Here is a 25,367-nt window from a genome sequence, read left to right on the forward strand (position 1 = left end):
TTCTTCTGCAAGCCGTGCTTATGTGCGGAAGTAATCCTGAAGCGGACGAACTTCCATTGAGCCAGCCTTAAGCGCTGCAATCGCGTCTGCGGCCGAATCTGCACCAGCCATAGTTGTGTAATATGGCAGTTTTTGCATCAGCGTTGCGCGGCGGATCGACTTGCTGTCAGAAACCGCACTTGCGCTGTCGGTCGTGTTGAAGACCAGGTGAATCTGGCGATTGCGGATTGCGTCTTCAACGTGTGGGCGGCCCTCAATAACCTTGTTGATCTTGGTCGCTTCCACGCCATTCTCTTCGAGGAACTTCTGAGTGCCACCGGTTGCCATAACCTTAAAGCCGATGTTTGCCAGTTTGCGCACCGGACCAAGAACACGTTCCTTGTCTTCGTCACGCACCGATACAAAAACCGTGCCCTCGCGGGGCAGTTCAACACCTGCACCGAGCTGCGCCTTGGCAAAGGCCAGCGCGTAATCATAGTCGAGGCCCATGACTTCGCCGGTTGAACGCATTTCCGGTCCGAGCAGCGTGTCAACGCCAGGGAAGCGGGCAAATGGGAACACGGCTTCCTTGACCGCAATATGCGGACGCGAAGGAGTCTTTGGCTTGCCACCATATGCGCCGAGCGCTTCTTCAAGGTTCTCACCGGCCATGATGCGGGCTGCAACCTTGGCAATCGGTGTGCCGATGGTCTTGGCGACAAATGGCACAGTACGCGAAGCGCGCGGGTTCACTTCAAGAATGAAGATTTCGCCGTCCTTGATCGCGAACTGCACGTTCATCAGGCCGCCAACATTGAGCGCCTTGGCGAGCAATGCTGTCTGGCGTTCGAGTTCGGTGACGATCTCTGGCGAAAGCGTATGGACCGGCAGCGAACAGGCAGAGTCACCCGAGTGAATACCAGCTTCTTCGATGTGCTCCATGATGCCGGAAACAAAACTGTCCTTGCCATCGCAGAGGCAATCCACATCCACTTCGATTGCCTGTGTCAGGTAGGTATCGAACAGGAGCGGGTTCTTGCCGAGCAGCGTGTTGATCTGGCCGGTCTTGTCGTTTGGATATTTGGCCTTGATGTCTTCCGGTACCAGTTCTGGAACCGTGTCGAGCAGATAGGCTTGCAGGCTGCGTTCATCGTGAATGATCTGCATGGCGCGGCCACCCAGAACATAAGATGGGCGCACAACCAGCGGGAAACCAAGGTCTGCTGCAATCAGGCGTGCCTGTTCAACCGAATAGGCGATGCCGTTCTTCGGCTGATTGAGACCCAGCTTGATGAGCAGCTTCTGGAAGCGGTCGCGATCTTCTGCAAGATCGATTGCGTCGGGCGAAGTGCCCAGGATTGGAATGCCGGCCTTTTCAAGTGCATTTGCGAGCTTGAGCGGTGTTTGGCCACCAAACTGCACAATGACGCCATGCAGTGTGCCTTTTTCCTGTTCGACGCGCAGGATTTCCAGCACGTCTTCTGCCGTCAAGGGTTCGAAATAGAGACGGTCCGACGTGTCATAGTCGGTCGAAACGGTTTCCGGGTTGCAGTTGATCATGATGGCTTCGTAATCGGCATCGTTGAGCGCGAAGGCCGCATGGCAGCAGCAATAATCGAACTCAATGCCCTGGCCGATACGGTTTGGACCCCCGCCGAGAATGACGACCTTTTTGCGATCCGAAACTTCGGCTTCTGAGCGTGGCTGGCCAACAAAAGGCGTTTCATAGGTCGAGTACATATAAGCGGTTGGCGAAGCGAATTCCGCAGCACAAGTGTCGATGCGCTTATAAACCGGATGCACGTCGAGATCATTGCGCAGCTTGGCAACGTCTTCGGCATCTTTGCCAATCAGGCTTGCAAGGCGCGCATCGGAGAAGCCCATCGCCTTCAACATACGCAGATTTTCCGTGTCCTGTGGCAGGCCATGTTCGCGAATACGGGCCTCGGTATTAACGATGCCTTCGATCTGCTCAAGGAACCATGGATCGATCTTCGATACGTCATGGATCTGCTCTGTGCTGAGGCCGAGGCGCATGGCCTGAGCGACCATGCGAAGACGGTCTGGCGTTGGTGTGCCAATGGCTGCACGGATTGCGTTCTTTTCGTCGCCTTCCTCGATGTTCGGGATAGCGATTTCATCCAGGCCCGTCAGGCCGGTTTCAAGGCCGCGCAGCGCCTTCTGCAAGCTTTCCTGGAAAGTACGGCCAATCGCCATGACTTCGCCGACCGACTTCATGGCGGTGGTCAGGATTGGCGATGAGCCGGGGAATTTTTCAAACGCGAAGCGCGGGATTTTGGTGACGACATAGTCAATCGATGGTTCAAACGATGCAGGCGTTGCGCCGCCGGTGATGTCGTTGTCGAGTTCGTCCAGCGTGTAGCCAACCGCAAGTTTGGCTGCGACCTTGGCAATCGGAAAGCCGGTTGCCTTGGAAGCCAGCGCCGATGAACGCGAGACGCGTGGGTTCATTTCGATGACGATCATGCGGCCATTGGCCGGGTTGATCGCGAACTGGACGTTGGAGCCGCCTGTTTCAACGCCGATCTCACGCAGCACCGCAATCGAGGCGTTGCGCATGATCTGGTATTCTTTGTCGGTCAGCGTCAGGGCAGGGGCAACGGTAATGGAATCGCCGGTGTGCACGCCCATCGGGTCGAGGTTTTCGATTGAGCAGATGATGATGCAGTTATCCGCCTTGTCGCGGACCACTTCCATTTCATATTCCTTCCAGCCAAGAACCGATTCTTCGATCAGCACTTCAGTGGTTGGCGATGCATCAAGGCCGCGCTCGATGATTTCAAAAAATTCCTGACGGTTGTAAGCAATACCACCGCCGGTGCCACCAAGCGTAAAGCTTGGGCGGATAATCGCCGGAAGGCCGACAACATCCATCGCCTGTGCAGCTTTGGCCAGCGCATGGCTCATATAGCGCTGCTTGCGCTCGACTTCGCCAAGCTGCCATTCAGTTTCAAGCTTATCGAGTGCCTTATCCAGATCGTCGCCCGAATATTGCGCCTTGACTTCGTTGCGCTTCATTTCGTGGCGCTTGCGATCTTCGTCCTTGATTTCGGTCGCATTGGCGAGCATCGACGTCGGGGTATCAAGGCCGATCTTTTCCATGGCTTCGCGGAAAAGTGCGCGGTCTTCTGCCTTATCGATCGCTTCTGCGTTTGCGCCGATCATTTCAACATTGTAGCGCTCAAGAACGCCCATACGACGGAGCGACAATGCCGTGTTGAGTGCCGTCTGTCCGCCCATGGTCGGCAGAAGCGCATCCGGGCGCTCCTTGGCGATGATTTTAGCAACGACTTCGGGTGTGATCGGCTCAATATACGTCGCATCGGCCAGATCAGGATCGGTCATGATCGTTGCCGGATTGGAATTGACGAGGATGATGCGGTAGCCTTCCTCTTTCAACGCCTTACAGGCTTGTGTGCCCGAATAATCGAACTCGCATGCCTGACCGATAACAATGGGGCCCGCGCCGATGATCAGGATCGATTTGATATCTGTACGTTTCGGCATGGGGGCGTATCCTTGTTCTTAGCCTGCCAGAAAAGCCCGCACGGTTTTCCGGCGGGTTGGCAGAGGTATATTCTGTGGGCTAAGTGGGCCTTATAGGCAATGATGATCCAAAGCGGAACCCCACAAATGCCCTTATTTAAAAGAAAATGCGGGCATTGACCAAAACTTCCTGGCAATGCCGCCTGTTATGGTCTCTCATTGATGCGTTTGTTGCAGTTGCGTCTTTGTTTGTGATTCCTGCTCATTTACTTTTTATGTTGCTGTGCCAAGAGTTTGTGCGACAATTACCAGTAATAGATTGGTGCTGCCCTCTCATGGGCTGGCACGGTGAAGGGGAGTTGGTCCATGCGTTGGCAAGGCCGTAGACAAAGCGATAATGTTGAAGATGTTCGTGGACAACAAGGCGGCGGTGGCGGCTTTAGTGGCGGTGGCATGGGCGGCGGGCCAGGTTTTCGCATTATGCGGGGGGGCGGTATTTCCGGCATTGTTATTCTTGTCGTGCTGTTCTTTGTGTTGCGTGCGATCGGCATTGATCCGATGCCATTCCTTTTTGGCGATGGCAGTATTCAGTCCACGCAAACGAGCCAGCAGAGCAGTGGCGGTAAGGTTGCCAATGATGAGGCAACCCAATTTGCCCGGACGATTCTTGCTGAAACCGAAGATACCTGGAGCGGTATTTTCCAGTCGCGCGGACAGACCTACACGCCGCCGACCATGGTTCTATTTTCGGATGGTGTGCGCTCTGCCTGCGGCATGGCTTCATCGGCTTCTGGGCCGTTCTATTGCCCCGGGGATCGCAAGCTTTATCTGGACCTCACATTTTTCAACGAGCTCGCGACCAAATTCGGCGCATCTGGTGATTTCGCCAATGCCTATGTGATTGCGCATGAGGTTGGGCATCACGTTCAGAACCTGCTCGGCATTCTGCCGCGCTTCAATCAGATGCGCCAGCAGATGAACGAAGCGCAGGCCAATCAGATGTCGGTTCGGGTCGAATTGCAGGCCGATTGTTTTGCCGGTGTCTGGGGATATTACACCAACCAGAAGGGTATTCTGGAGGCGGGTGATCTCGAAGAAGCAATCAATGCGGCCCACCAGATCGGCGACGACACACTGCAAAAGCGCTCTCAGGGTTATGTGGTGCCGGAAAGCTTCAATCACGGCACGTCTGCGCAGCGCGCCAAGTGGTTCCAGCGCGGCTTTGATAGCGGCAAGATCGATTCCTGCGATACATTCAGCGGTGATATCTGAAATTAAAGCTGCATGCAGACAAAGAAAAAGCCGGGATCAAATCCCGGCTTTTTCATTTCTTAACAAAGTCTTACTTCGGTGCTCTCAGGTGTTGATTCACGCAGCCTGTTCGCGTTCCGGCAGGAGTGCTTCGCCCTTTTTCTCGCGGATCAGATTGATGAACCGACGGAACAGATAGTGGCTGTCCTGCGGGCCGGGAGAGGCTTCCGGGTGATGCTGTACGGAGAACACAGGCTTGCCGATGACGCGCAGGCCGCAATTGGTGCCGTCGAAAAGTGACACATGGGTTTCTTCCACATGGTCCGGCAGGCTGTCGGAATCAACGGCAAAGCCGTGGTTCATCGATACGATCTCAACCTTGTCGGTGGTGTAATCCTTGACCGGATGGTTTGCCCCATGGTGGCCCTGATGCATCTTTTCAGTCTTGGCACCAAGCGCCAGTGCCAGCATCTGGTGGCCGAGGCAAATGCCAAAAACCGGCAAGCCGCTATCAACCAGCTTTTGGATGGTTGGCACGGCATAGCTGCCGGTTGCCGCTGGATCGCCGGGGCCATTTGAAAGGAAGATACCATCCGGGTTATAGGCAAGCACATCTTCTGCGCTGGCCGTTGCAGGCAGAACGGTGACCTTCGCACCGAGGCCTGAAAGCAGACGCAGAATGTTGCGCTTCACGCCGAAGTCGAGGGCGACGACATGGTATTGTACATCAGACTGTTCGCCATACCCTTCACCCAGCACCCATGGTGTCTGATCCCATGTCAGGCTCTGGCCGATGGTGACATCTTTGGCGAGATCGAGGTTTTCAAGACCGCTCCATTGGGCGGCACGGGTTTTCAGCGCTTCGATGTCAAACTTGCCTTCCGGGTCATGCGCAATGACGGCATTTTGCGCGCCGCGCTCACGAATAAGGGCGGTGAGGGCGCGGGTATCGATGCCGGCAAGGGCAATGACGCCGCGATTCTTAAGCCATGTATTCAGGTCTTCCGATGCGCGGAAATTGGAAGGGGTGGTGATGTCCGCTTTGAAAATCGCACCGACTGCGCCGTGGCGGTTGGCGGGCGTCAGGTCTTCAACATCTTCCGCATTGGTGCCGACATTGCCGATATGTGGGAAGGTGAAGGTAACGATCTGGCCGGCATAGGATGGATCGGTCAGGATTTCTTCATAGCCGGTGAGGGCAGTGTTGAAGACAACTTCTGCTTCAATCGCACCCGTTGCGCCAAGGCCCTGACCTTCAATGACGGTGCCGTCAGCAAGTACGAGAACGGCGGTTCGCTTTGCAATTGTCCAGGGTGCTGTTTTCGATGGGGCTTCGGTCATGGCGTGCACTCCTGCGTGGTTTCGCGTTTGCCGTCTGGCGCGCGTTTTGGTTTATCAGTCATGCGGCATGTATCCGTGTTTCAACCTCTCATTGTGAGCAGCTTGAAAAAAGGAGTTTCCGGGGCCATATATGCACCAAAACACAGCGGGGATTAAACTTCCCGCCGTGAGCACATGCCGATGTCCTGCTAAGCCCTGACAAATAGAGAAACTTGGACGCGCGGTCAATCGCAGGAACGCAAGCTTTTTACGAAAATTTGGGATTGGGTCTATTCCGTCATACCCAGCTTCAACCCCTAATCCTCAACAGGCCCTAAGACGTGTGATTGCTTATGGCCCCGCTTTTGGACTAGAAGCGGTTCTAATTGAACATTTTACAGATATTAGGAGAATAATATGCTGCGCCAGGAGATTTCTCAGGCAATGACCGATGCCATGAAGGCACAGGATAAGCTTCGCTTGTCGACGCTGCGTCTGATCATGGCTGCGGTTAAGGATCGTGATATTGCCAATCGTGGTGCAGGCAAAGATCCGGTCGGTGATGAAGAACTGCTTGGCATTCTGGGTAAGATGGTCAAGCAGCGCGAAGAATCTGCACGCATTTATGAAGAAGGCAATCGGATTGAACTGGCCGAAGGTGAGCGTGCCGAAATCGCGATCATCAGCGATTTTCTGCCAACGCAGATGAGCGATGACGAGGTTAAGGTGGCCTGTGAGGCGGTCATCGCCGATATTGGTGCACAGGGACTGCGCGATATGGGTAAGGTTATGGCCGCTCTTAAAGAACGCTATGCAGGACAGATGGATTTCACCAAAGCCAGTGCGCTGGTGAAAACGCTGCTGCAGTGAGATGCGTAGAACCGCCTAGCGGCGGTTCGATCCTCAACTGAAATGCCGGGGCACGCAAATGGTCATGTCTGCTTGCCTTGGATTGGCGATATTTCGAACGTTTTATATTGCCGGAACTATCTTCCTGAAGCATTCTGGTCGTTCACCCGTCAGGCATTTTGTGACGCAAACAAACCAAAATCGGATGAACGACCATGGAAACCACCCAACTGCATCGCGGTCGGCTTATCGACCATATTCAGCTTGTTGTCCGCGATATCACGGCCAGTCAGAATTTCTACACGGCTGTTCTGGCGGTGCTGGATATCCCTATTGTAACGACGGCGGACGACTACTTCTGGGCTGACGAGCTTGTTGTGTCGTCGGCGGATAGTCCGGCCGCACTCGGTGTATTGACAGGACGCCACCATCTGGCCTTTCAGGCAAAGGATCGTGCAACAGTGGATGCTTTCTATCGTGCTGCACTGGAAAATGGTGGGCAGGATAACGGTGCTCCTGGCGAGCGCCCTTATCATCCCGATTACTATGCGGCTTTCGTTCTCGACCCCGATGGCAATAACATTGAGGCCGTCTACCATGGAAAGGCGCGACGCAGCGCACCCTCTGTGGTGATCGATTTTTAATGCTTGCTGTTACGAGCCTTGTTTCGCTGTTTTCAGGCGTGTGGTGCTGAGCAGGCCCTGTTCCTCAAGAACCGGATAAGCCATTGATGCCAGCAGTGAATTGATCTGCTTGAGATCGCGAATGGTATCGAGATGAATCGTACTTGTTTCGATGCTTCGGGTCGAACCATCGCGAAGGCGCGAGAAGTGGCGCATGCTTGTCTGCTTTTCCAGTTCGCGCAGATTGTCTTTTTCCTGCACGAGCTGGCGGGCTGTGTGCCCGTCGCGAGAGACGATCACATTAAAGGCCATATGCGCATTGGCGAGCACCATGGCGTGGAAGTGGGTGAGTTCCTTCCAGCCTTCCTCGGTGAATTCGAGCTTGTGATCCATCTTCTTTTGCACATGTGCGAGCATGTTGCGCACGATGATGTCGCCGACCTGTTCAAGCTTGACGCAGGCGCCCATCAGTTCCTGCATGCGCAGCGCTTCAAATTCATCCAGATCCTTGCTTGCAACTTTTGTAAGATAAAGCTTGATCGCGGCATGTTTTGTATCAACCCGGTCATCAAGAGCTGCCAGTTCATTGATGCGTGTCTGATCGGGCTTTTCATAAAGGTCTATAATACGGCGCAGCATCACTTCAATCGTGTCACACACGCCCACGACTTCACGTGTTGCATTGGCAAGTGCCTGTGAGGGCCGGTCGAGAACCGCCATATCCAGTGCACTGTATTCTTCGAATTCAACCGGCTGAATGGGTGCGTTTTTGTCAGCGTTGAGGTGGACGAGTGCGTCAGTGGCGCGCAGAACCAGCCCCGACAGCGGAATGCCTGCAACCATGACAATGACGTTGAACAGAATATGCGCATTGACGACCTGCGAGACCGGATCGCCGCCCAGAAAACCAATCGAGGGTTTGAATGTCTCAAACAGGATCAGGATCACCAGCGAACCGGCACCGCGCATCAACAGATTGCCAAGAGGCACGACGCGCGTTTCCGGCGGTGCATTTCGGGTCAGGATGGGGGCGATGATTGACGAGCCGAGATTGACGCCCAGTACCATAACCACGGCCAGTTCCGGCGCGATCAGTCCGCGTGAAGCGAAAGTGGTGAGCAGAATGACGGCTGCGATACTTGAATGAAACAGCCATGTCATGAGCGCCGCCAGAAGATAGGCGGTTATCGGATCGCCGGACAGATAATCGACGATGATGGGCAGCAGCTCACTTTGGCGAAGCGGTTCCGTTGCCTGCCCGGTCATTTCCAAAGACATGATGAGCAGCCCGATACCCACCAGAATGCGGCCAATCTGTCGCCAATCCCGTCGCTCGGTGGTCATGAAAATCGCAGTGCCGGAAACAAGGCAGAGCGGTACCAGCAGGGTCAGGTCATAGCTCAGAATTTTGACGACAAGTGCCGATCCCAGTTCGCCGCCGCGCACGGCCATCAGGCCAGCGACGCCGCTCACAATGCCTGACCCGACGAAAGAGCCAACCAGCAGCGTTACAGCGGTCGAGCTTTGCAAGGCGATTGCCAGCGCAAGGCCAAAGGCAATTGAAAGCAGGGGATTTTGCATCTGGTTGCGCAGACGACGGCGCAAACGATCGCCATAGGCGCGCTCCACTCCTGTTCGCACCATGCGCGTCGCCCAAAGCAGGAGCGCGACTGCACCAGCAAGATGCAAAAGGACCAGAGAACCGTTCACGAAAAATCCTTTCGGCTTGGGGGTGAAAAATGAAAACTCGTCAGGTTAAGCTTACGCAACGAAAAGAGAAAAAATATGTTCCGGCTAATGATTATTTGAAAGAATATGGGCTGGAAATGGCCTTAAATCAAGCGTTCCTATTGTAATGTGACAGGTATATGACAGTTTTATGAATGTCGGAGCCGCGTCCAATCATCATCCTTATCCGCTTTACAGCATGTGATTAGCGGGGAGGGCCGCTTGTGTGCGATGGACTGTATGATTGTGCGGGCCTATATGTATCTCAGTCTGCATATCATGCTTATCTGACCCGAAAGTGACAATCGTAATGCGTTTTCCGCCCTCCTTTCTTGATGAGATCAGAGATCGCGTGCCGATTTCGACGCTGATCGGAACGCGCGTTTCATTTGATCGGAAAAAGAGCAATCCGCCGAAAGGTGATTTCTGGGGCTGCTGCCCGTTCCACGGAGAAAAGACGCCGAGTTTCCATTGCGAGGATCGCAAGGGGCGTTATCACTGCTTTGGTTGCGGTGTGACCGGTGATCATTTCAAATTTCTGACTGAGCTTGAGGGCGCAAGTTTCCCGGAAGCAGTTGAGCGCGTTGCCGATATGGCGGGCGTGCCGATGCCGGCGCGTGACCCGGAGATGGAAAAGCGCGAAGCACAACGCGCAACGCTTTATGATGTGATGGAATTGGCTGCGCAGTTTTTTGAAAGCCAGTTGCAGGTTGCAGCCGGAGCGAAGGCGCGTGCCTATTTGCGCGACCGTGGGCTTTCCAGTGCAACGCAGCAGACATTTCGTATTGGGTATGCGCCCGAATCGCGCAATGCGTTGAAAGAATTTTTGGCCTCCAAAGGCGTCGCCAAAGATCAGATTGAGGCGTGTGGTCTTGCGGTGCATGGTGAAGGCATCGCTGTTTCTTATGACCGCTTCCGGGACCGCATCATGTTCCCGATTGAGGATTTGCGCGGGCGGATTATCGCCTTTGGTGGCCGTGCACTTTCAGCCGATGCGCCTGCGAAATATCTGAACTCACCTGAAACCGAGCTCTTTCATAAGGGGCGGGTGCTTTATAACGGGCTGCGTGCGCGCAAAGCCTGTCAGCCGCAGGGGGGCGAAGAGGCCAAGGCGATTATCGCGGTTGAGGGCTATATGGATGTGATTGCGCTTGCACAGGCCGGCATTCATCAGGCTGTGGCGCCGCTTGGAACGGCGTTGACCGAAGAGCAGCTTGAATTGCTTTGGCGCATTAGTCCTGAACCGATCCTGTGTTTTGACGGTGACGGCGCAGGTGTGCGTGCAGCCCATCGTGCGGCTGATCTTGGTCTGCCGAGTTTGCAGCCGGGAAAATCACTGCGCTTTGCTATGTTGCCGGAGGGCCAGGACCCGGATGATCTGGTCAAGGCAGAAGGTCCGTCGGCGTTTTACGCTGTTTTGCGGGATGCCAAGCCGCTGGTCGATCTGGTGTGGACGCGCGAAACGGCAAGCGGCGTGTTTGATACACCGGAGCGCCGTGCAGAGCTCGAAGCACGCTTGCGCGAAATTACTAATCGCATCGCAAATGAGGATATTCGACGCCATTACAGTCAGGAAATGCGCGACCGGGCACAGGCGTTTTTCGGGCAGCGGCGGCAGAACAATGGCGGAAATGCTTTCAATCGCGACAAAGGCAAGGGCCGGGGTGCGCAGGGCGGTCGCGGAGGGGCAGCCGCCTTTGCTGGACGCCTTGCTTTTTCAGACAGTCTGACGCGGTCCAATGTGGTGAAGGGGCGAAATGCGCCTTTGCGCGAAACAGCCATTGTCCTGATGCTGCTCAATCATCCGCGTTTGATTGAGGAAGATTTCGAGGCGATCGCGGCTCTTGATCTTGAGCATGACGCGTTGAAGGTGTTGCATTTTGCAATGCTTGATGTTCTCGCATCAGCTCGTGTGGAAGATGGCTTAGCCATGCGCAAGGCGCTGGTCGCGGCCGGTCATGGCGAGCTGATCGAAATGCTTGAAGCAACGGTGCGCCGGACACGGGAATGGACGGCGACCGCACAGGCTGCGGAAGATGATGTTCGCGAAGCCTTAAAACAGGCGCTTCACTTGCATCAGCGCGCGCGCACCCTACATAGGGAACTGCGCGCTGTCGAAGCATCGCTTGATAGCGATGAAACGGGTGAAGTTTTTGCCCGTCTCATCGATATTCAAAAGCAGATCGCGCAGGCAGAAGCGACCGAAGCTCTCATCGATGGGTTTGGATTGTCTTCAGGACGCAGTGCCGGTTCGTCGTAACGCTATCCGAATCACTTTGCGCCGATGCGCCGTTGAAACCGCTGGATTTGTAAGAATTTGGGACGGTTGAGGGCCTGAGGCGATGACGCGACAATAAATGATTCGCTTTTTAGAGCCGAATCAGGTGAGTCGCTCTTGACGCGCGGCGCAAATGGCGGAATCACGACAGTTCAAACAAGGAATAAAGAACTGATATTGCAGAAATTACCTGAATGAGTTCCTGAATTCTTCCTTGATGGGCATCAATCACAGACCGGGCAGGGCCTTTATGGCGACCGTCGATACCGGATCTACCCACAGGAATTTGGAGACTGCAGGATCCGTTAATGAAGGCAGGGTTAATCCGGCATTAACGTGAAATCAGCTATTCGCAGAATCAACAGTTAAACGGCGCTCTCGCAAAACCGTTTGACCACTCTATATATCTTATACGCGACCGGTGTCGCCTGGAGACGAGCAATATGGCAACGAAGGCTAAGGAAAACGAAGAAGCCGAAGTCGAGCGCGAAGGTGCGACCGACGGGCCGCTTCTCGACCTTTCTGACGATGCTGTCAAGAAGATGATCAAGGTTGCGAAGAAGCGCGGCTACGTCACCATGGACGAGCTGAATGCCGTGCTTCCTTCCGAAGAAGTGACATCTGAGCAGATCGAAGACACGATGGCTATGCTGTCGGACATGGGCATCAATGTTGTTGAAGACGACGAGCAGGAAGCTGATCGCGACGATAACAATGAGGATGAACAAGAAGAAGGCGGCGATCTGGTTGAGGCAACCGGCACAGCCGTTGCTGCCACCACAACCAAAAAAGAGCCGACCGACCGCACCGACGATCCTGTGCGCATGTACTTGCGTGAAATGGGTACTGTTGAGCTTCTGTCGCGCGAAGGCGAAATCGCTATTGCAAAGCGCATTGAAGCCGGTCGCGAAACGATGATTGCCGGGCTTTGTGAAAGCCCGCTGACATTTCAGGCCATTATCATCTGGCGTGAGCAGCTGAATGAATCCAACATTTTGCTGCGTGAAATCATTGACCTTGAAACTACCTATGCCGGCCCAGAAGCCAAGCAGGCTCCGATTGTCGAGCGCGTGGAAGAAGAAAAGCCACGCGATGATAAGGGGCCGCGCCGTTCGCGTGATGACGACGACATTACCAATGTCGGCGGCGATATGCCTGCGGAAGAAGAAGAGGATGATGAGGACGAAGCCAATCTGTCGCTGGCAGCTATGGAAGCTGAACTGCGCCCACAGGTTATGGAAACGCTCGACCTTATTGCCGACACCTATCGCAAGCTGCGCAAGTTGCAGGATCAGCAGGTTGAAAGCCGTCTGGCTGCCACCGGCGAACTCTCATCCAGTCAGGAACGCCGCTATAAGGAGCTGAAAGATCAGCTGATCAAGGCGGTTAAGTCGCTTTCGCTCAACCAGAACCGTATCGAACAGCTCGTTGAACAGCTTTATGACATCAACAAGCGTCTGGTTCAGAATGAAGGCAGGCTGCTGCGTCTGGCCGAATCCTTTGGGGTTCGCCGTGAAGAATTCCTGAAAGAATATCAGGGCCACGAGCTTGATCCGAACTGGATTGAGCGTGTCAGAACATTGACTGCACGCGGCTGGAAAGATTTCGCGACGAAAGAAGAACGCGCAATTGATCGGCTGCGTTCAGAAATTCAGATGCTTGCTACTGAAACCGCGATTTCGATTGGTGAATTCCGCCGTATCGTCAATCAGGTTCAGAAGGGCGAACGCGAAGCAACCATTGCCAAGAAGGAAATGGTGGAAGCCAACCTTCGTCTCGTGATCTCGATTGCCAAGAAGTACACCAACCGTGGCCTTCAGTTCCTTGATCTTATTCAGGAAGGCAATATCGGCCTGATGAAGGCGGTTGATAAGTTTGAATATCGTCGTGGTTACAAGTTCTCGACCTATGCGACATGGTGGATCAGACAGGCAATCACCCGTTCGATTGCCGATCAGGCGCGTACCATCCGTATTCCGGTGCACATGATCGAAACGATCAACAAGATCGTTCGTACATCGCGCCAGATGTTGCATGAAATCGGTCGTGAACCAACGCCGGAAGAACTGGCTGAAAAGCTCGCGATGCCGCTTGAAAAAGTGCGCAAGGTTCTCAAAATCGCCAAGGAGCCAATCTCGCTTGAAACGCCAGTGGGTGATGAAGAAGATTCACATCTGGGTGATTTCATCGAAGATAAGAATGCGCTGCTGCCCATCGATGCAGCCATTCAGGCAAACCTTCGCGATACGACGACCCGCGTTCTCGCTTCGCTCACGCCGCGTGAAGAGCGCGTTCTGCGTATGCGTTTCGGTATTGGCATGAACACTGACCACACGCTTGAAGAAGTCGGTCAGCAGTTCTCGGTGACACGTGAACGTATTCGCCAGATTGAAGCGAAGGCGCTGCGCAAACTCAAGCATCCGAGCCGTTCGCGCAAGCTGCGTTCGTTCCTCGACAGCTAAGATTTTTTCGCCCGATACCGGATACGGTGTCGGGTGATGTTCTTAAATAGAGAAGGGAGGGAGCGATATGTCTTTTTTGAAGCGTCTTTTCGGTGGTGGTTCTGCGGATGAAACTCCAGCGGCACCAAAAGAAGCCGGACGCCTTGAACACAAAGACTTCCTGATCGTTGCAACACCTTACAGCGAAGGTGGTCAGTTTCAGGTTTGTGGCGTTATCTCGAAGACGATCAACGGGGAATTGAAAGAGCATCGCTTTGTGCGTGCTGATCGTTGTCCGGGGCTTGAGGATGCAGCGAGTATCTCGCTCAACAAAGGTCGACAGATTGTTGACGAGCAGGGCGAAGCGATTTTTCGCTGAGCTGCCTGCAAGAGAATCGAAAAAGCCGCCCACGAGAATGGGTGGCTTTTTTTATTGCATTGTGAGTGTGGCTGACAGATGCAACCGAAGGAGCGGGCAATCGGAAAGGGCGGCGATTTGCCCATGCCAATTTATGCAAAACCGCTACGCACTTTTGCTGCAAATGCTCTATATGCAGCCCTATGAATAAGAAACCTTTCTGGCAGACCAAATCTCTTGAGCAGCTTACCCGTAAGGAATGGGAAAGCCTGTGCGACGGTTGCGGACAGTGCTGCCTGCATAAGTTGCTGGATGACGACACTGACGAAGTCTACTGGACAACGGTGGCTTGCACGCTGCTGGACGCAGATAGCTGTAAGTGCAGCGATTATCCCAATCGCCGTGCCAGTGTGCCGGACTGCGTGTTTTTGACGCCAGAGATTGTTTATGAGGTCAACTGGTTGCCTGCGACCTGCGCCTATCGACTGGTTGCAGAAGGTGCCGATCTTTATTGGTGGCACCCGCTGGTTTCAGGATCACCGGATACGATTCATGAAGCAGGCGTCTCTGTTCGTGGCCGGGTGACAGCATTTGATCACGAGCTTGAGGACGAAGAGGAATATATCCAGCACATGGTCCCGCTCGATTGATTGGCTGATAGGCAGATTACTTGAGTTTACTGTTGGCGACTTGATCAGATTTTCAGTGTGAATATCCAGATAAAGTGCTGATTTAAAATGGTTTTATAAAATTACGCTACGGTCTTGATCTATCTGAATAGTATGTGAACACGCCCTTGGCTTTGCGTTCACATTCATTCGAATACTTATCGGATGTTCTGGGTGAGGATCGCCCAATGAAAGTTCGAAAGGATTTTAAGATGTCCGCACTGTCGCTCAAATCATTCATCGTCACTGCTGCAATCGGTCTCGCTGTGGTTTTCACCGCTGGTGCATCGGCAAATGCCGCATCGCCTGCATCCGCTCCTTCGGTCAGCACCGCGAAATATTCCTCAGGCATCAATATCGATTATCGTGGTCATCGTCATCGTCATCGTGGCCCGGCTTGTTCTGTTGAGAGTGCCAAGATGAAGGCCCATCGCATGGGTATCCGCAACGCACGGGTTATTCATCGCGGTAAATCTGTTCAGGTTAGGGGTTTCCGTCACGGTCGTCCGACGGGTGTCGTCTTCGCAAATGTGCGTGGTTGCCCGATTATTCGATAGAGCGCGTTTCGATTTCCTTAAATCAGAATTTTGAAAGCCAGCCCGATTGGATCGGGCTGGCTTTTGCTATTGTCGTTATTCCTTGATCTCGAAAACGACGTTAACCGAAACATTATAGCTATTCTCGCCCGCAGCAATAGGAACTGAATCCTGAGGCGCGGCGTTGGCCATCATCTTCATCTCACGCGCGATTGGCATTGGCATTGGAGAACGGCTCTGCTCGCTGATCTCAAGGACACGACCAAGACCAACGCTTGCCGCATCAGCGAGCGTTTTTGCCTTTGCAATCGCATCAGCCACGGCGCGTTTGCGCGCTTCGTTGATTGTTGCTGACGGATTGTCATTCACGAAAGTCAAATCACCGCCCTGATTGACGCCGAGTGTGACCGATTCATCAAGGACATTGCCGACCTTGGACAAATCACGCACACGAACCGTCAGGCTGTTGGAGACACTATATCCGCTGATCTTAGCCTCTTTCAGGCCATTCTTGTCATCAGGATAGATATAGCTCGGCTGAATATTGATGCCGCTCGTCTGAAGATCACGGTCTTCGACCCCTGCCTTTTTCATTGCGTCGAGCACTTTGGCCATTGCTTCATTGTTGGCCGTCATTGCTTCGCGGGCAGTTTTCGCATCGCGCAAAACGGTGAGATTAAGAATGGCCATATCCGGGGCAGCCGTCATTTTGCCTTCGCCCGAGACGGAGATACGAGCAGGCTGTCTCGTCATCTGATTCTCCTGTGCTGCGGCTGGCAATGACAATGCGCCTGCAAGCATGATTGCCGAAAGTGAAGTGGCAAGAAAGGTAGTAGCGCGCTTATTCATAAAATCTCCTGTAGAGAATGTTGATGCAGCCGGTGTAAAGCAGTCTCCGTAAAGATCCATTTCTGCTTTGCCATTAGAGTGCTCAGCTTGACCGAAAGTTATTAATTCCTTTCGGAGTACGCTTTTCTTTATTTAAGTCCCCCCTAAAGGAAAATATTCCATTATTTGACGCGAAATGCAGAATAATTGCAACTAAACGCTTCAAATTTGATGTGTTTTTGTCCTGAGTTGCATGAATGGCAATCGAATATGTGCGTATTAGGGCAAATCGTATAATTGACAGCTTGTGTCCAGCGCTTCTTTGCGGTACGTGCAGAGTTGCGTGGGGCCTGTAGCTCAATTGGTTAGAGCCGGCGGCTCATAACCGCTTGGTTGGGGGTTCGAGTCCCTCCGGGCCCACCATTGCTTAAATCATTGATTTTATTTTGTTATCCCCACCGGATTTTTCGTTTTGTGCACCTAAATGTGCCCCTAAAACGGGTGTAGCGTGACGCGATTTTTCGGAATTTTGTCACGGCAAATCGGAATCATCGAAATTCCAGTTGCCTTGTCAAAGAGCGTTTAAAGCGCTTTTAAAGTGCCTTCACAGATAAAAGAAAGCCCCGGCACTTGCCGGGGCTTTTATCATTTGAAGCGAAACTCAATATCGAGTGCCAGTTGATCGCCTCCGGAGACATGGAAGCGATCAATTTCAACCAGATCACTATCTCGCCACTTAGCTTGAAACTGGTTTGCTTGCTTCATTAAACGATGAACCGCATACACCTGAGCTTTAGGGTTCATGTCAGCTAATTGGTTCTTAGTAATCCCTGAAAGGCTGTAAAGCTCAACGAGGTCGCTAGAAAACTCCTCTAGTGTCTGATTCTGATCTCCGCCAAATGCGGCTGATGAACAGAGTAAGAGAGCCGTGGCGAGTAATGATGCGCGTTTCATTTTTGATGCCCCTTCTTAATATGCCTTGACGCTAAGCGTCTTCGCTTGGGCTGGCAATGGTAAAACTGCAAGGCGTAATTGCCATCGACAGTCATTAGTGCGGCCCGCTGATAATCAACTCACGTACCGGCTTTCCCTTACCCCCACCTGCCGTGTAGGTCAGCGAAACGTCCTCAATGTCGAATGCTGAAAAGATCGAGCGTATCTCTGGCACATCATTGATGGAGAATATGAACCGGCCTTTGATGCGGCCGAGGCGTTCCGCCAGCACTTCAAACTGATTTCGACCGAACATCTCTTTGCCGTAACAGTCTTCAGTCCCACAATAAGGAGGATCGAGATAGAACAGTGTTTCGGGTCGGTCGTAGCGATCAATGAAGTCTGGCCAGTTCAGGTTTTCAATTACGACAGAAGCGAGGCGCTCATGCACATCCTGAAGCACGGCAGCGAGTGTGTTCAGGTTAAAGCGCGACGATCTGCTGTAATCGATACCGAATGAACGTCCCGCGACCTTACCGCCAAACGTCAGACGCTGGAGATAGAGGAACCGGGCTGCGCGTTCCAGATCGGTTAACGTGTCTGGATCGGTCGAGTTCAGACGTTCAAAGTCTGTGCGACTTGTGATCTGAAAACGGAGCGTGTCCATAAGCTGGGGATAATGGCGCTGAAGGATACGAAACAGGTTAGCCACGTCTCTTGAGCGGTCATTGATGAACTCAGCCTTCGGGGCTGATGTGCGCCTGAAGAACACACCACCCATGCCGACAAACGGTTCAGCATAGAGCGCATGTGGCGTGGCTTCGATTTTGGCGCAGAGGCGCTTTGCGAGCTGGCGTTTGCCGCCAATGTAGGCAGCTGGAGGAGAAACAGGGTCGATCCGGCGATACTCAGTCTGCAAGGTCATGACTCATTCTAACGAATCTGCCACATGGCTCTGGCCCTTATGGGCATCAGGATGCGGCGGTTATTCCAGAGGCTGTCGAGCGGGATTGTTTGGTCGCAGGCCCGCTGCCACGAATTAACGTGGCCGTCCCTTCTTGCGGGAGGCGCGGACGCCTCCAGCGTCTCAATCGGTCAGTGGTTCAAACCGGCCGTCGAGAAATTCATCAGCGTAGCTCGCCCAAAGGCGATTGTCGGTCTGATCGAGATACACAACGATCACGTCAAAGCGTTCTGTGTGGTTTTCCATTACGACCGTTAGGGGAATGCGCATGAAGGCCGTGCCATTGCTTTTCATCGGCTCGTATGGCGCGATTAGATGATAGGCATCGCGCGTATCGCTCCAACCCCACAGATAGGCGGTTTCACCGTTCTTGCAGCGTGAAGCCAAGTTTTCGGTCACATTGCGGACAACCAGACATTCGCGTCCTGTCCGCTTGTGCCGCCATCTGCTTCCTAATTCCACGTCCATTGTCTTTCCCTTCAGGCAAATGCCGCGTCGATCTGCTCAAAGGATGAAATAGTCCCGTCTTCGATCTCGGCCAGCACCTGCGCCTCGATGGCGAAGCATCTGGAAACATGCGCAAGCATTGCATCGCTGATCGCAATCACGGCCGCTGCATTGATGGTGACAAAGGTTCCGTCAGCGGATTTCCATTGTGTCGAAAATTCCGGATCATTTTGCGCTGCAACGCGAGCGCCGGAAATCATCGTCTTGGAGCGGTCATCGGTCGAAACTGTCAGGCCGTTAGTCTCAATGCCGCCGACTTCCTTCTGCCAGCGCTTATTTGCTGCATAGTCGGATAAATTAATCTCGATTTCGGGTACGGGAGGCGGCAACGTGAGGCTTCCGTCCGGAGCACACCAGAGCTTCATGTTTTGTGCATCCAGCCACTGTTGTTCCGTCACTTGGATTGCTCCGGTCGGAATGTCGGCATTTATTGCGATAGCTTCACCGGCATCGTTCAAAATTGGCGGATAGGTCGCTTCGCAGTAGTAAAACAGCGGGTAGCCTTCCGGGCCGAACTTGATGAACTTGTATTGCATGATTGTTCCTTAGATCAAAAAACCCGTGGCGAAGTTTCTGAATGCTTGCATCATCGGATTGCCCTGCACCGCGTCCAGAACGAGCTTGAATTGAACGGTTCCGCCTGCGGCAAGCTGAACTGCTGCGGAAAGAGTACCGGCGCGATAATATTGCTGCCCACTCTGCGGGTTCATGGGATAGACCATCTCAGAGTAGACGCTACCATTGACGAATATCTGGACGATAAACTGCCCTCCGTATCCGTCCCCCATCGTTGTACCCATAGAAAAGAAATACATCCCGGCTTCGGGAGCCGTGAACACTCCGCCACTCCAACGATTGCCAACGTTTAGAGGAGAAGCGGTAAAGCTGAGATTGGTCGTTCCATTGTAAACCAGCTGATTGGCAGCCAAATGCGCTTTGAAAACTGGTCTCGACGCACTGATAATCCTTCTCTGCTCTTGCGCATCAGGAGATGCCAAAAATGTTCGAGACCATGGCGGAAGTGGTGACGTTGCAAAGGTATCTGGCCCCGTCGCATAAAGTATTTGGTCACCGACGATGGTAGGTGCTTTCAACAGGGCAACGCCGGTCGACGTGATATCCGTCTGCACTATTTCCTTGCTTGCATTCGTTCGAAGGACCTTGTTCGTCTGAAGCTCCAGCGCTGCCAGTTGCTCCAGATTTGCAATTTTTTCCAATTGACGGATCACATCAAGGTTGCCACCAGCGACAGCTTCCAGAACACCGGGAGCAAGGAAGCGAAGATATTGGCCCTCATCGCCTTCCAGCTCTCCCAAAGAGTACAGCGCCCCTTTGCCAAACATCTGATAGAGCATTGCAGCCATACCGGCCAAGCGCGAGCCTTCCGGCTGATAGCGAATGCGCAATGGCTGGTTCGCTCCGGCTGCAAGCATCGAGCAGGGCTGCATCAGCGTTCCGGAGTTCTGCCCGGTAATGCTTTCAATGATGAGCGTTAGCCCGCTTGCCGTGATGATACTGTCTCCCGGCTGGATCGCTGCCACTTCCAACGCGCTGCCAGTGGTGGTGAAGTCCTTTTCGCCTTGAACAAGCGTCAGCGTGCCAATGGTCCAATCGGGACGATATCTGCCCTGTGTCGCCATGCTACTTCACCTTGTTCATTTTCGGGGTTGCAATGGGTGCGGTACTGGCGACCGGAGCGGGAACCGACGCAGCACCTGCCTTTTGCAGATCGGCCATGAGCTGGTCGCGATCCTTGTTGAGGCGCGCAATCTCTTCCTTGTGCTTCTTCTCGACCTCTTCCTTGTCTTTTTCCGCCTGTTTGAGCGCCGCCTGAAGCGAATAGACCTCGTTAGCGAGAACAAGAGTGCGGTCTTTGTAGTACCCGTTCAGGGCTTCGGCTTCGCTCCAGCCCGCCATGGGAACAATGGTGATACGGCCCGGCGTTTCAGTCGTGTCTGGCTTCAATTCATCAGTCATAGCGCTTCCTCACTGGCTATACGTTCAAGGATGGCTTCGATATCGCGGGCGGTTGCAGCTCCGTCGATCTCAGCCTGAAGGGCTTGCCGCTCGATCTCGATTGAAGCGAGACGGCTTTGCATATCGTGGTTCTTCTGGATGATGATGCTCGCCTCGGCCGCAGTTGTGACCAGTGGCGAGGCGTGACCGTTAGAAACTGCAACTGCTGCCGCGTATTTGACGGCATAAAGATCGGCCTTCAGCCCGATTGCTTCACGAATACGAATGGCGAAATGGTTGTCGAGCTGCTCACGCGCAACGGCTCGTTCCTTCGCCATGTCCTTTTTCAGAGCGATCTTCACAGCGCTTTCACCTCCGCCCTAAAGGGCAACAGAGGCCATGCATCAATTGCGATGCGGTACGTGCCGGGATCATCGGTTGCAAACTCCAACGCCCCGCCCGAAACCTCATATGGCTCATCGTCGATCATGACGGCCGCACCTTCAGGGATGCCGGTAATAATGGCGCTGGCCTTGCCATTAGCCTGAATTTCCAAGGCAGAAATTGTCGCAAGCGGCCGTTCTGTCAGATTGCCTTCAAACACATAAAAGCCAAGCGCCACATCAACAGGATCGGCATCCTCTTCATGAACCAGATAGCGATAGCCCTGATCTCTTAGATTGGCGGTATAGGCTTCAACGTCTGAATTGGTCGAAACCCAGAGAATGCGCCCGTGAACGTCATAGACGATAATCATGATGCCTCGTTGTAAGTGATGACGAAGGAAGCTGACGGCATGTCAGCCAAGCCCCAGCGGCTGTAGATAAAGAGTGCGGTCGTGAAGCTCTGCCACCAGAACATCGGCTCACGAAAAATCGTGTTCCCGTCGAGCCCAATCCACATCGTGAATGCCGGTTCCCGTGCTCCAGCTTCGCTGCCTGCAAGAATGCCCATGCAGTAGCAAAGTGGCGGCGAGCCGAAGGGTGTGGCGAAGTTGACGACAGCCCGGTTATAAGCGGTAGCGCGCGAACCGCCTTGGTTGAAAGCCTGAAACGGTGCGATGCCCTTGTCGTAGATGGGCTGCTGCGCGCCGTTGGGTGAGAACGCCAGTGCGCTTTCACCTTCTTCGATCTGACGACCGGGCTTTGCCATAAACAATCCATCTTTGCTGAGGCGCGCTCTTGTCATCACGGCCTCATCGTCATGATCTGCGCGCCACGCAGAAAGGTTGGCGTCGGGAAATCGACGTAGATATTGGCGGCATCCACTGCGACAAAGAAGTGGTTCTGGCTGCTGGAGTTGTCGCCGCCGCTGCCGATGTAATAGGCCTTGGCTGGATAGGCGCGATTGTCTTCGCCGGAGTACCGGCCAAAGGCATAAAGCTTCGGAACAAAGCCGAGGTTCAGAATAGGAATGGTCTGCGGATTTTGCCCGACAATGAACGGCACAAAGATGCTCTGGATCAGCTGCGGATAAAGCAGACGCTCATCAAGCAGCAGTTGCTCCTGTGATGCGTAATCAACATCGACATTGGGCGCTGAAATCCGGAAGACACCGGCACCAAGATTGAGTTTGCCGCGCTTGATCATCCCGCCACCCTGAATGCAAAGTAAGCGATATGAACCGGCAGATTGAACGATCCGGTTGAGATGTAGACGCCATCAGCACGAATACGCGCGACGGGATTGTTGCTGGTAAACGGCACAACGGAATACCACCATGCGCCGCTGGCTGATTTCACCATCAGGATTGTCATGGGCACGTAGCCGGGATCAGCCCATGCGACGACCCGCTGATTGTTTCCAGCCGCCGAAACTGTGGCGATGCCGCTATCGAAGATTGCCAGATGCGAAGGGAAAACGCTGTCGAATACGACCGCATTGACCGGCAGATTGAGATTGTTCGCGTCATATCCCGGCCGCACTATGCGCAGCCGTTTGACACCGTTCACATCTTTGAGGAAGCCAACATTGGTCATTGGAACCACTCAATGCTGCCAGTGCCGAAATTGATCTTGAACCGGCTGTCCCATGATTCACCGATACCGGCGCGGAAATAGCCAACATTCAGGATTTGCAGCGTCAGCTCACCGTCCACGAAAGCCATCGGCTGCTGGCGTTTGGCGCGGTTGGTGACATACAGGCCATCCGCATCAATAATGACGCGACCTTTGCCGTTTGCAGATTCAAGAAACAAAGCGGCCGGAGCAGTTGTATCGCCGTCAGACTGGACCGTGCTGATGCCGATGCGTGAAGATGATCCGTTCTCATTGGCTTCCACATAGGTACGGAACGTGCCTCCGGCTGAGAACCTGCCGACCTGAACATTGAGACCTTGGATCAAAGTGCCAGACGCTTCAATCCTGCCATTCAGTTCCTCATACTTGATCTGCATGGCATTAACGGCTGTCAGCACCGTGTCGTTGACCGTGATTTCCATCTGCTCGATGCGCGAGACAATTGCCGAGCCGGGACCGACCGCCGCAACAATCTGCTCTTTGAACGACGCTTTGATTTTGCCGTTCTGAACAGCCACTTCGCGGCGGATTTCACCGATCTTCATGGTTGATTGAGCGCCAACATCAGCAATGATTTTGCTGAGGCGATCTTGCTCATCAATCACATACTGCATCGAGCCATTCTGATCCTTCCACATGTCTAGGACATCGGTGTTAAACTGCTCAACGCTGAACTTGTATATATCGAGCGGGCCGAACCGGATGTCGTCGGTTTTAACGTCAATCCACTCGCTCCAGTCCGTTTCACGATAAGAGCCAGGCACATATTTGCCACGCACCTGCACCCACGTATTCGGGGGCAAATCGGTCTGAATGAGCCATGCAAACGGCTGGCCATAAGGCGTGCTATCGCTATCAAAGCGGTTTTCATTGGAGCCGCGAATGCGCAGCTGCACATGAACATGCGTCACGTCATCCTGTCCCGGCGCGCAGAACACGCGCACGGTTGGGCGGCGTGGTCGGCCAAGATCATCATTGAGAACTGCCGGTTCGGCACCCCAGCCATACATTGGCTGCGGCGGAGCCGTAATCGGGCCAAGCCAGCCCACCACTGGTGGAAGGATGATCGAAGGAGGCGTGAAGTCACTCGGCTCCAGCTCGCGCAAAACAACTTGCTGCACCATTCCCGGCTCGCCAGTGATGCGGGTCGCGATGAATTTCTTGTTCACATAGCCGTTGCGCACCGATGTCCATGAAATCACGTCGATGCCCGGCTCCAGCACCCACGCTGAAGGCGGCAAATAAATGACATGCGTCACAAAACGGCGGTTCTCTTCAACAAGCGTCTTGGTCGAACGCTGGACTTGTCCGGAGAATGGAACTGCCTCGAAAGCCACATTCTGCGGCAACGATCGGTCGCCGTCCTCGCGTTCCAGCTCCAGATCGCGGCGCTCAGGTGCATCCTTCATCGTCCAGCGCTCTTTGCGCTCCGGATAGGTCGCAGAAACACCATTGTTGGTGTTGGTGATCGACGGGAACGGATCAAGGTCTTGGTCGCGGCTCACGACAATGCTGTCATCGTCAATGAAGTAGACGGCCGATCCCGGCGCGCCGACCTGAAGCTTGACCATGCCGCCGACTTCAACGATACGGCCGAGGCAGGCAAGGCGCAGCTCCTCAATCACCTCCATCGGCTCAACATCGACATAGATTTCATAGCCGCAGCGGAATTGTGGCTCCATGCCGTTGTCACCCATGACCGGACGGTCGCATTCGTTTGCGGCTGCAATCCACGATGTTGCAGGCAGGCGGAAAGCAGAAATGTTCTGCCCGCCGTAGATCCACTCGCTGCCATAATAGATGCCGCGAATGATGTTGTAGATGATGATGGCGGGGTTTCGCGTTGGAAGCCACGTCGAAGGGTCGGCCCAGCGCTGGGGACCGTTGCCGCCATTGGTGCTGTCAAAGCGCAGATCGTAAAAGCGCATCGGCTTAGGTTCAACGATCACGGCCGGAAGAGACCCGCCGAGCTGAAGCTCACGATTAATGCGCGTTGTGATGATTGCAACCTGACAGCCACGGCCGATCATGTCGGCGGTAAACGGACGCTCCGGATCGGCTCCGAACTTTGCCAGCAAATATGGATTGGCCGTGGTCTGCGAGCCATCCATATAAGAAACCCAGACGTTATCCTTGCCGTCCTTGCGAAACTCCTTGATTGGAAATCCACGGCCGTCTGCATGTGGCTCATTCCAGAGGATCGTTGAAAGCTGATCGTCAATCCAGATGCTTTCAATTCCCTGCGGACCTGCAAAGGAAGGCAGCGAGGAGATTTCAATCACATCGACAGCATAGGCGTTAGGCGTCTCGCCATCCTTGCCGTGGGTGCCTGCATATTTGCGCCTGCCTGCCACGCCACGCTCACCGATAGGAAACGACAAAGGGAGATCGTCGCCCATCTTCAGTTCAAGTGTTACGCCTGAAACCTGAGATTTCTTCTGTGCTCTCTTCTGAAGAAATTGCTGCAGAAGGCTTGAGCCGACCATAAGGGCAGCTTTGAAAAGCAGACCGCCGAACGCGCCAGCAAGCTTGATGCCGAAACCGACGATAGCACCAACAACCGGAGCCGCCTCGGCCGGAGTGACCGTCAAGATAAGAATGAGTGCTAAGAGCGCTTTAAACAT

General features: G+C 53.8%; 24 protein-coding genes and 1 tRNA gene. 9 read left to right on the top strand and 16 right to left on the bottom strand.

Annotation, left to right across the window (positions count from 1 at the left end; genetic code table 11):
• Positions 1-18 precede the first annotated feature (18 nt).
• Complete coding sequence (gene carB / locus ABE527_RS08390; protein ID WP_265985524.1) at positions 19-3,507, bottom strand: carbamoyl-phosphate synthase large subunit; 3,489 nt, start codon at positions 3,505-3,507, stop codon at positions 19-21.
• Between the two features lie 345 nt (positions 3,508-3,852).
• Between carB and ypfJ the strand changes: the two genes are divergently transcribed.
• Positions 3,853-4,758, top strand: coding sequence for a KPN_02809 family neutral zinc metallopeptidase (gene ypfJ / locus ABE527_RS08395; protein ID WP_499696617.1), 906 nt, complete (start codon positions 3,853-3,855; stop codon positions 4,756-4,758).
• Between the two features lie 96 nt (positions 4,759-4,854).
• Here the strand turns inward: ypfJ and carA are convergent, their stop codons facing one another.
• Positions 4,855-6,078 (bottom strand): glutamine-hydrolyzing carbamoyl-phosphate synthase small subunit, encoded by a 1,224-nt coding sequence (gene carA, locus ABE527_RS08400; RefSeq protein WP_499696618.1) that lies wholly within the window; start codon positions 6,076-6,078, stop codon positions 4,855-4,857.
• 396 nt (positions 6,079-6,474) lie between these two features.
• Between carA and ABE527_RS08405 the strand changes: the two genes are divergently transcribed.
• Both ABE527_RS08405 and ABE527_RS08410 read left to right on the top strand, forming a co-directional pair.
• Positions 6,475-6,927, top strand: coding sequence for a GatB/YqeY domain-containing protein (locus ABE527_RS08405; RefSeq protein ID WP_265985521.1), 453 nt, complete (start codon positions 6,475-6,477; stop codon positions 6,925-6,927).
• A 194-nt stretch (positions 6,928-7,121) separates the two neighbouring features.
• Positions 7,122-7,550 carry a VOC family protein gene (locus ABE527_RS08410; RefSeq protein ID WP_396998372.1) on the top strand — a complete coding sequence of 143 codons (429 nt, stop codon included), beginning with the start codon at positions 7,122-7,124 and terminating at the stop codon, positions 7,548-7,550.
• Between the two features lie 9 nt (positions 7,551-7,559).
• Here ABE527_RS08410 and ABE527_RS08415 read toward each other — a convergent pair whose 3' ends face one another.
• Positions 7,560-9,239, bottom strand: a complete 1,680-nt coding sequence (locus ABE527_RS08415; protein WP_396998374.1) for a Na/Pi cotransporter family protein — start codon at positions 9,237-9,239, stop codon at positions 7,560-7,562.
• 328 nt (positions 9,240-9,567) lie between these two features.
• On the opposite strand from ABE527_RS08415, the gene dnaG reads away from it, so the two are divergent.
• The 5 genes from dnaG (at position 9,568) to ABE527_RS08440 (ending at position 15,559) form a co-directional block, all read left to right on the top strand.
• The gene (gene dnaG, locus ABE527_RS08420) at positions 9,568-11,517 is read left to right on the top strand and encodes a DNA primase (protein WP_499696619.1); all 1,950 of its coding nucleotides are present in this window, start codon (positions 9,568-9,570) and stop codon (positions 11,515-11,517) included.
• A 461-nt stretch (positions 11,518-11,978) separates the two neighbouring features.
• A complete protein-coding gene (gene rpoD / locus ABE527_RS08425) occupies positions 11,979-13,997 on the top strand; it encodes an RNA polymerase sigma factor RpoD (RefSeq protein ID WP_265985517.1) in 2,019 nt (672 codons plus the stop codon).
• A 67-nt stretch (positions 13,998-14,064) separates the two neighbouring features.
• Positions 14,065-14,355 (top strand): HlyU family transcriptional regulator, encoded by a 291-nt coding sequence (locus ABE527_RS08430; RefSeq protein ID WP_499696620.1) that lies wholly within the window; start codon positions 14,065-14,067, stop codon positions 14,353-14,355.
• 182 nt (positions 14,356-14,537) lie between these two features.
• Entirely contained in the window at positions 14,538-14,984 is a 447-nt protein-coding gene (locus ABE527_RS08435) for a YcgN family cysteine cluster protein (RefSeq protein ID WP_396998380.1), read from the top strand.
• 230 nt (positions 14,985-15,214) lie between these two features.
• Complete coding sequence (locus tag ABE527_RS08440) at positions 15,215-15,559, top strand: antifreeze protein (protein ID WP_499693949.1); 345 nt, start codon at positions 15,215-15,217, stop codon at positions 15,557-15,559.
• A gap of 75 nt (positions 15,560-15,634) precedes the next feature.
• Here ABE527_RS08440 and ABE527_RS08445 read toward each other — a convergent pair whose 3' ends face one another.
• Entirely contained in the window at positions 15,635-16,387 is a 753-nt protein-coding gene (locus ABE527_RS08445) for an SIMPL domain-containing protein (RefSeq protein ID WP_265985514.1), read from the bottom strand.
• Between the two features lie 325 nt (positions 16,388-16,712).
• Between ABE527_RS08445 and ABE527_RS08450 the strand changes: the two genes are divergently transcribed.
• Positions 16,713-16,789: transfer RNA gene (locus ABE527_RS08450), tRNA-Ile, on the top strand.
• A 222-nt stretch (positions 16,790-17,011) separates the two neighbouring features.
• On the opposite strand, the gene ABE527_RS08455 is transcribed toward ABE527_RS08450, so the two are convergent.
• The 12 genes from ABE527_RS08455 to ABE527_RS08510 all read right to left on the bottom strand — a co-directional run bounded on the left by ABE527_RS08455 (position 17,012) and on the right by ABE527_RS08510 (position 25,367).
• Complete coding sequence (locus ABE527_RS08455) at positions 17,012-17,320, bottom strand: hypothetical protein (RefSeq protein WP_499696621.1); 309 nt, start codon at positions 17,318-17,320, stop codon at positions 17,012-17,014.
• A 94-nt stretch (positions 17,321-17,414) separates the two neighbouring features.
• Positions 17,415-18,224 (bottom strand): DNA adenine methylase, encoded by an 810-nt coding sequence (locus tag ABE527_RS08460; protein ID WP_499696622.1) that lies wholly within the window; start codon positions 18,222-18,224, stop codon positions 17,415-17,417.
• 162 nt (positions 18,225-18,386) lie between these two features.
• A complete protein-coding gene (locus ABE527_RS08465) occupies positions 18,387-18,731 on the bottom strand; it encodes a hypothetical protein (protein ID WP_499696623.1) in 345 nt (114 codons plus the stop codon).
• An 11-nt stretch (positions 18,732-18,742) separates the two neighbouring features.
• On the bottom strand, positions 18,743-19,306 hold the full coding sequence (locus tag ABE527_RS08470) for a DUF4376 domain-containing protein (protein ID WP_499696624.1): 564 nt from the start codon (positions 19,304-19,306) through the stop codon (positions 18,743-18,745).
• Positions 19,307-19,315: 9 nt separating this feature from the next.
• Positions 19,316-20,410: a hypothetical protein gene (locus tag ABE527_RS08475; RefSeq protein ID WP_499696625.1), complete on the bottom strand. Its 1,095-nt coding sequence runs from the start codon at positions 20,408-20,410 to the stop codon at positions 19,316-19,318.
• 1 nt (position 20,411) lies between these two features.
• A complete protein-coding gene (locus ABE527_RS08480; protein ID WP_499696626.1) occupies positions 20,412-20,747 on the bottom strand; it encodes a hypothetical protein in 336 nt (111 codons plus the stop codon).
• Positions 20,744-21,088, bottom strand: coding sequence for a hypothetical protein (locus ABE527_RS08485; RefSeq protein ID WP_499696627.1), 345 nt, complete (start codon positions 21,086-21,088; stop codon positions 20,744-20,746). The genes ABE527_RS08480 and ABE527_RS08485 overlap by 4 nt, the downstream gene beginning before the upstream one ends.
• Entirely contained in the window at positions 21,085-21,483 is a 399-nt protein-coding gene (locus ABE527_RS08490; RefSeq protein ID WP_499696628.1) for a hypothetical protein, read from the bottom strand. The genes ABE527_RS08485 and ABE527_RS08490 overlap by 4 nt, the downstream gene beginning before the upstream one ends.
• Positions 21,480-21,914, bottom strand: a complete 435-nt coding sequence (locus ABE527_RS08495) for a hypothetical protein (protein WP_499696629.1) — start codon at positions 21,912-21,914, stop codon at positions 21,480-21,482. Before ABE527_RS08495 ends, ABE527_RS08490 begins: the two co-directional genes overlap by 4 nt.
• On the bottom strand, positions 21,914-22,315 hold the full coding sequence (locus ABE527_RS08500) for a hypothetical protein (RefSeq protein WP_499696630.1): 402 nt from the start codon (positions 22,313-22,315) through the stop codon (positions 21,914-21,916). The genes ABE527_RS08495 and ABE527_RS08500 overlap by 1 nt, the downstream gene beginning before the upstream one ends.
• Positions 22,312-22,704, bottom strand: a complete 393-nt coding sequence (locus ABE527_RS08505; RefSeq protein WP_499696631.1) for a hypothetical protein — start codon at positions 22,702-22,704, stop codon at positions 22,312-22,314. The genes ABE527_RS08500 and ABE527_RS08505 overlap by 4 nt, the downstream gene beginning before the upstream one ends.
• Positions 22,701-25,367 carry a hypothetical protein gene (locus tag ABE527_RS08510; protein WP_499696632.1) on the bottom strand — a complete coding sequence of 889 codons (2,667 nt, stop codon included), beginning with the start codon at positions 25,365-25,367 and terminating at the stop codon, positions 22,701-22,703. The genes ABE527_RS08505 and ABE527_RS08510 overlap by 4 nt, the downstream gene beginning before the upstream one ends.

This window comes from Brucella sp. TWI432 (assembly GCF_039674445.1).
Taxonomy (GTDB): Bacteria; Pseudomonadota; Alphaproteobacteria; order Rhizobiales; family Rhizobiaceae; genus Brucella; species Brucella chromiisoli.

What these genes read in the sequence shown, in the direction of transcription:
- ABE527_RS08460 (WP_499696622.1), bottom strand. Translation starts at nt 18,224, where the DNA reads ATGACCTTGCAGACTGAGTATCGCCGGATCGACCCTGTTTCTCCTCCA.
- ABE527_RS08405 (WP_265985521.1), top strand. Translation starts at nt 6,475, where the DNA reads ATGCTGCGCCAGGAGATTTCTCAGGCAATGACCGATGCCATGAAGGCA.
- ABE527_RS08500 (WP_499696630.1), bottom strand. Translation starts at nt 22,315, where the DNA reads ATGATCAAGCGCGGCAAACTCAATCTTGGTGCCGGTGTCTTCCGGATT.
- ABE527_RS08445 (WP_265985514.1), bottom strand. Translation starts at nt 16,387, where the DNA reads ATGAATAAGCGCGCTACTACCTTTCTTGCCACTTCACTTTCGGCAATC.
- ABE527_RS08470 (WP_499696624.1), bottom strand. Translation starts at nt 19,306, where the DNA reads ATGCAATACAAGTTCATCAAGTTCGGCCCGGAAGGCTACCCGCTGTTT.
- ABE527_RS08490 (WP_499696628.1), bottom strand. Translation starts at nt 21,483, where the DNA reads ATGATTATCGTCTATGACGTTCACGGGCGCATTCTCTGGGTTTCGACC.
- ABE527_RS08430 (WP_499696620.1), top strand. Translation starts at nt 14,065, where the DNA reads ATGTCTTTTTTGAAGCGTCTTTTCGGTGGTGGTTCTGCGGATGAAACT.
- ABE527_RS08440 (WP_499693949.1), top strand. Translation starts at nt 15,215, where the DNA reads ATGTCCGCACTGTCGCTCAAATCATTCATCGTCACTGCTGCAATCGGT.
- ABE527_RS08435 (WP_396998380.1), top strand. Translation starts at nt 14,538, where the DNA reads ATGAATAAGAAACCTTTCTGGCAGACCAAATCTCTTGAGCAGCTTACC.
- ypfJ (WP_499696617.1), top strand. Translation starts at nt 3,853, where the DNA reads ATGCGTTGGCAAGGCCGTAGACAAAGCGATAATGTTGAAGATGTTCGT.
- ABE527_RS08505 (WP_499696631.1), bottom strand. Translation starts at nt 22,704, where the DNA reads ATGACCAATGTTGGCTTCCTCAAAGATGTGAACGGTGTCAAACGGCTG.
- ABE527_RS08480 (WP_499696626.1), bottom strand. Translation starts at nt 20,747, where the DNA reads ATGACTGATGAATTGAAGCCAGACACGACTGAAACGCCGGGCCGTATC.
- ABE527_RS08455 (WP_499696621.1), bottom strand. Translation starts at nt 17,320, where the DNA reads ATGAAACGCGCATCATTACTCGCCACGGCTCTCTTACTCTGTTCATCA.
- ABE527_RS08475 (WP_499696625.1), bottom strand. Translation starts at nt 20,410, where the DNA reads ATGGCGACACAGGGCAGATATCGTCCCGATTGGACCATTGGCACGCTG.
- ABE527_RS08495 (WP_499696629.1), bottom strand. Translation starts at nt 21,914, where the DNA reads ATGACAAGAGCGCGCCTCAGCAAAGATGGATTGTTTATGGCAAAGCCC.
- ABE527_RS08510 (WP_499696632.1), bottom strand. Translation starts at nt 25,367, where the DNA reads ATGTTTAAAGCGCTCTTAGCACTCATTCTTATCTTGACGGTCACTCCG.
- ABE527_RS08410 (WP_396998372.1), top strand. Translation starts at nt 7,122, where the DNA reads ATGGAAACCACCCAACTGCATCGCGGTCGGCTTATCGACCATATTCAG.
- dnaG (WP_499696619.1), top strand. Translation starts at nt 9,568, where the DNA reads ATGCGTTTTCCGCCCTCCTTTCTTGATGAGATCAGAGATCGCGTGCCG.
- rpoD (WP_265985517.1), top strand. Translation starts at nt 11,979, where the DNA reads ATGGCAACGAAGGCTAAGGAAAACGAAGAAGCCGAAGTCGAGCGCGAA.
- carA (WP_499696618.1), bottom strand. Translation starts at nt 6,078, where the DNA reads ATGACCGAAGCCCCATCGAAAACAGCACCCTGGACAATTGCAAAGCGA.
- carB (WP_265985524.1), bottom strand. Translation starts at nt 3,507, where the DNA reads ATGCCGAAACGTACAGATATCAAATCGATCCTGATCATCGGCGCGGGC.
- ABE527_RS08465 (WP_499696623.1), bottom strand. Translation starts at nt 18,731, where the DNA reads ATGGACGTGGAATTAGGAAGCAGATGGCGGCACAAGCGGACAGGACGC.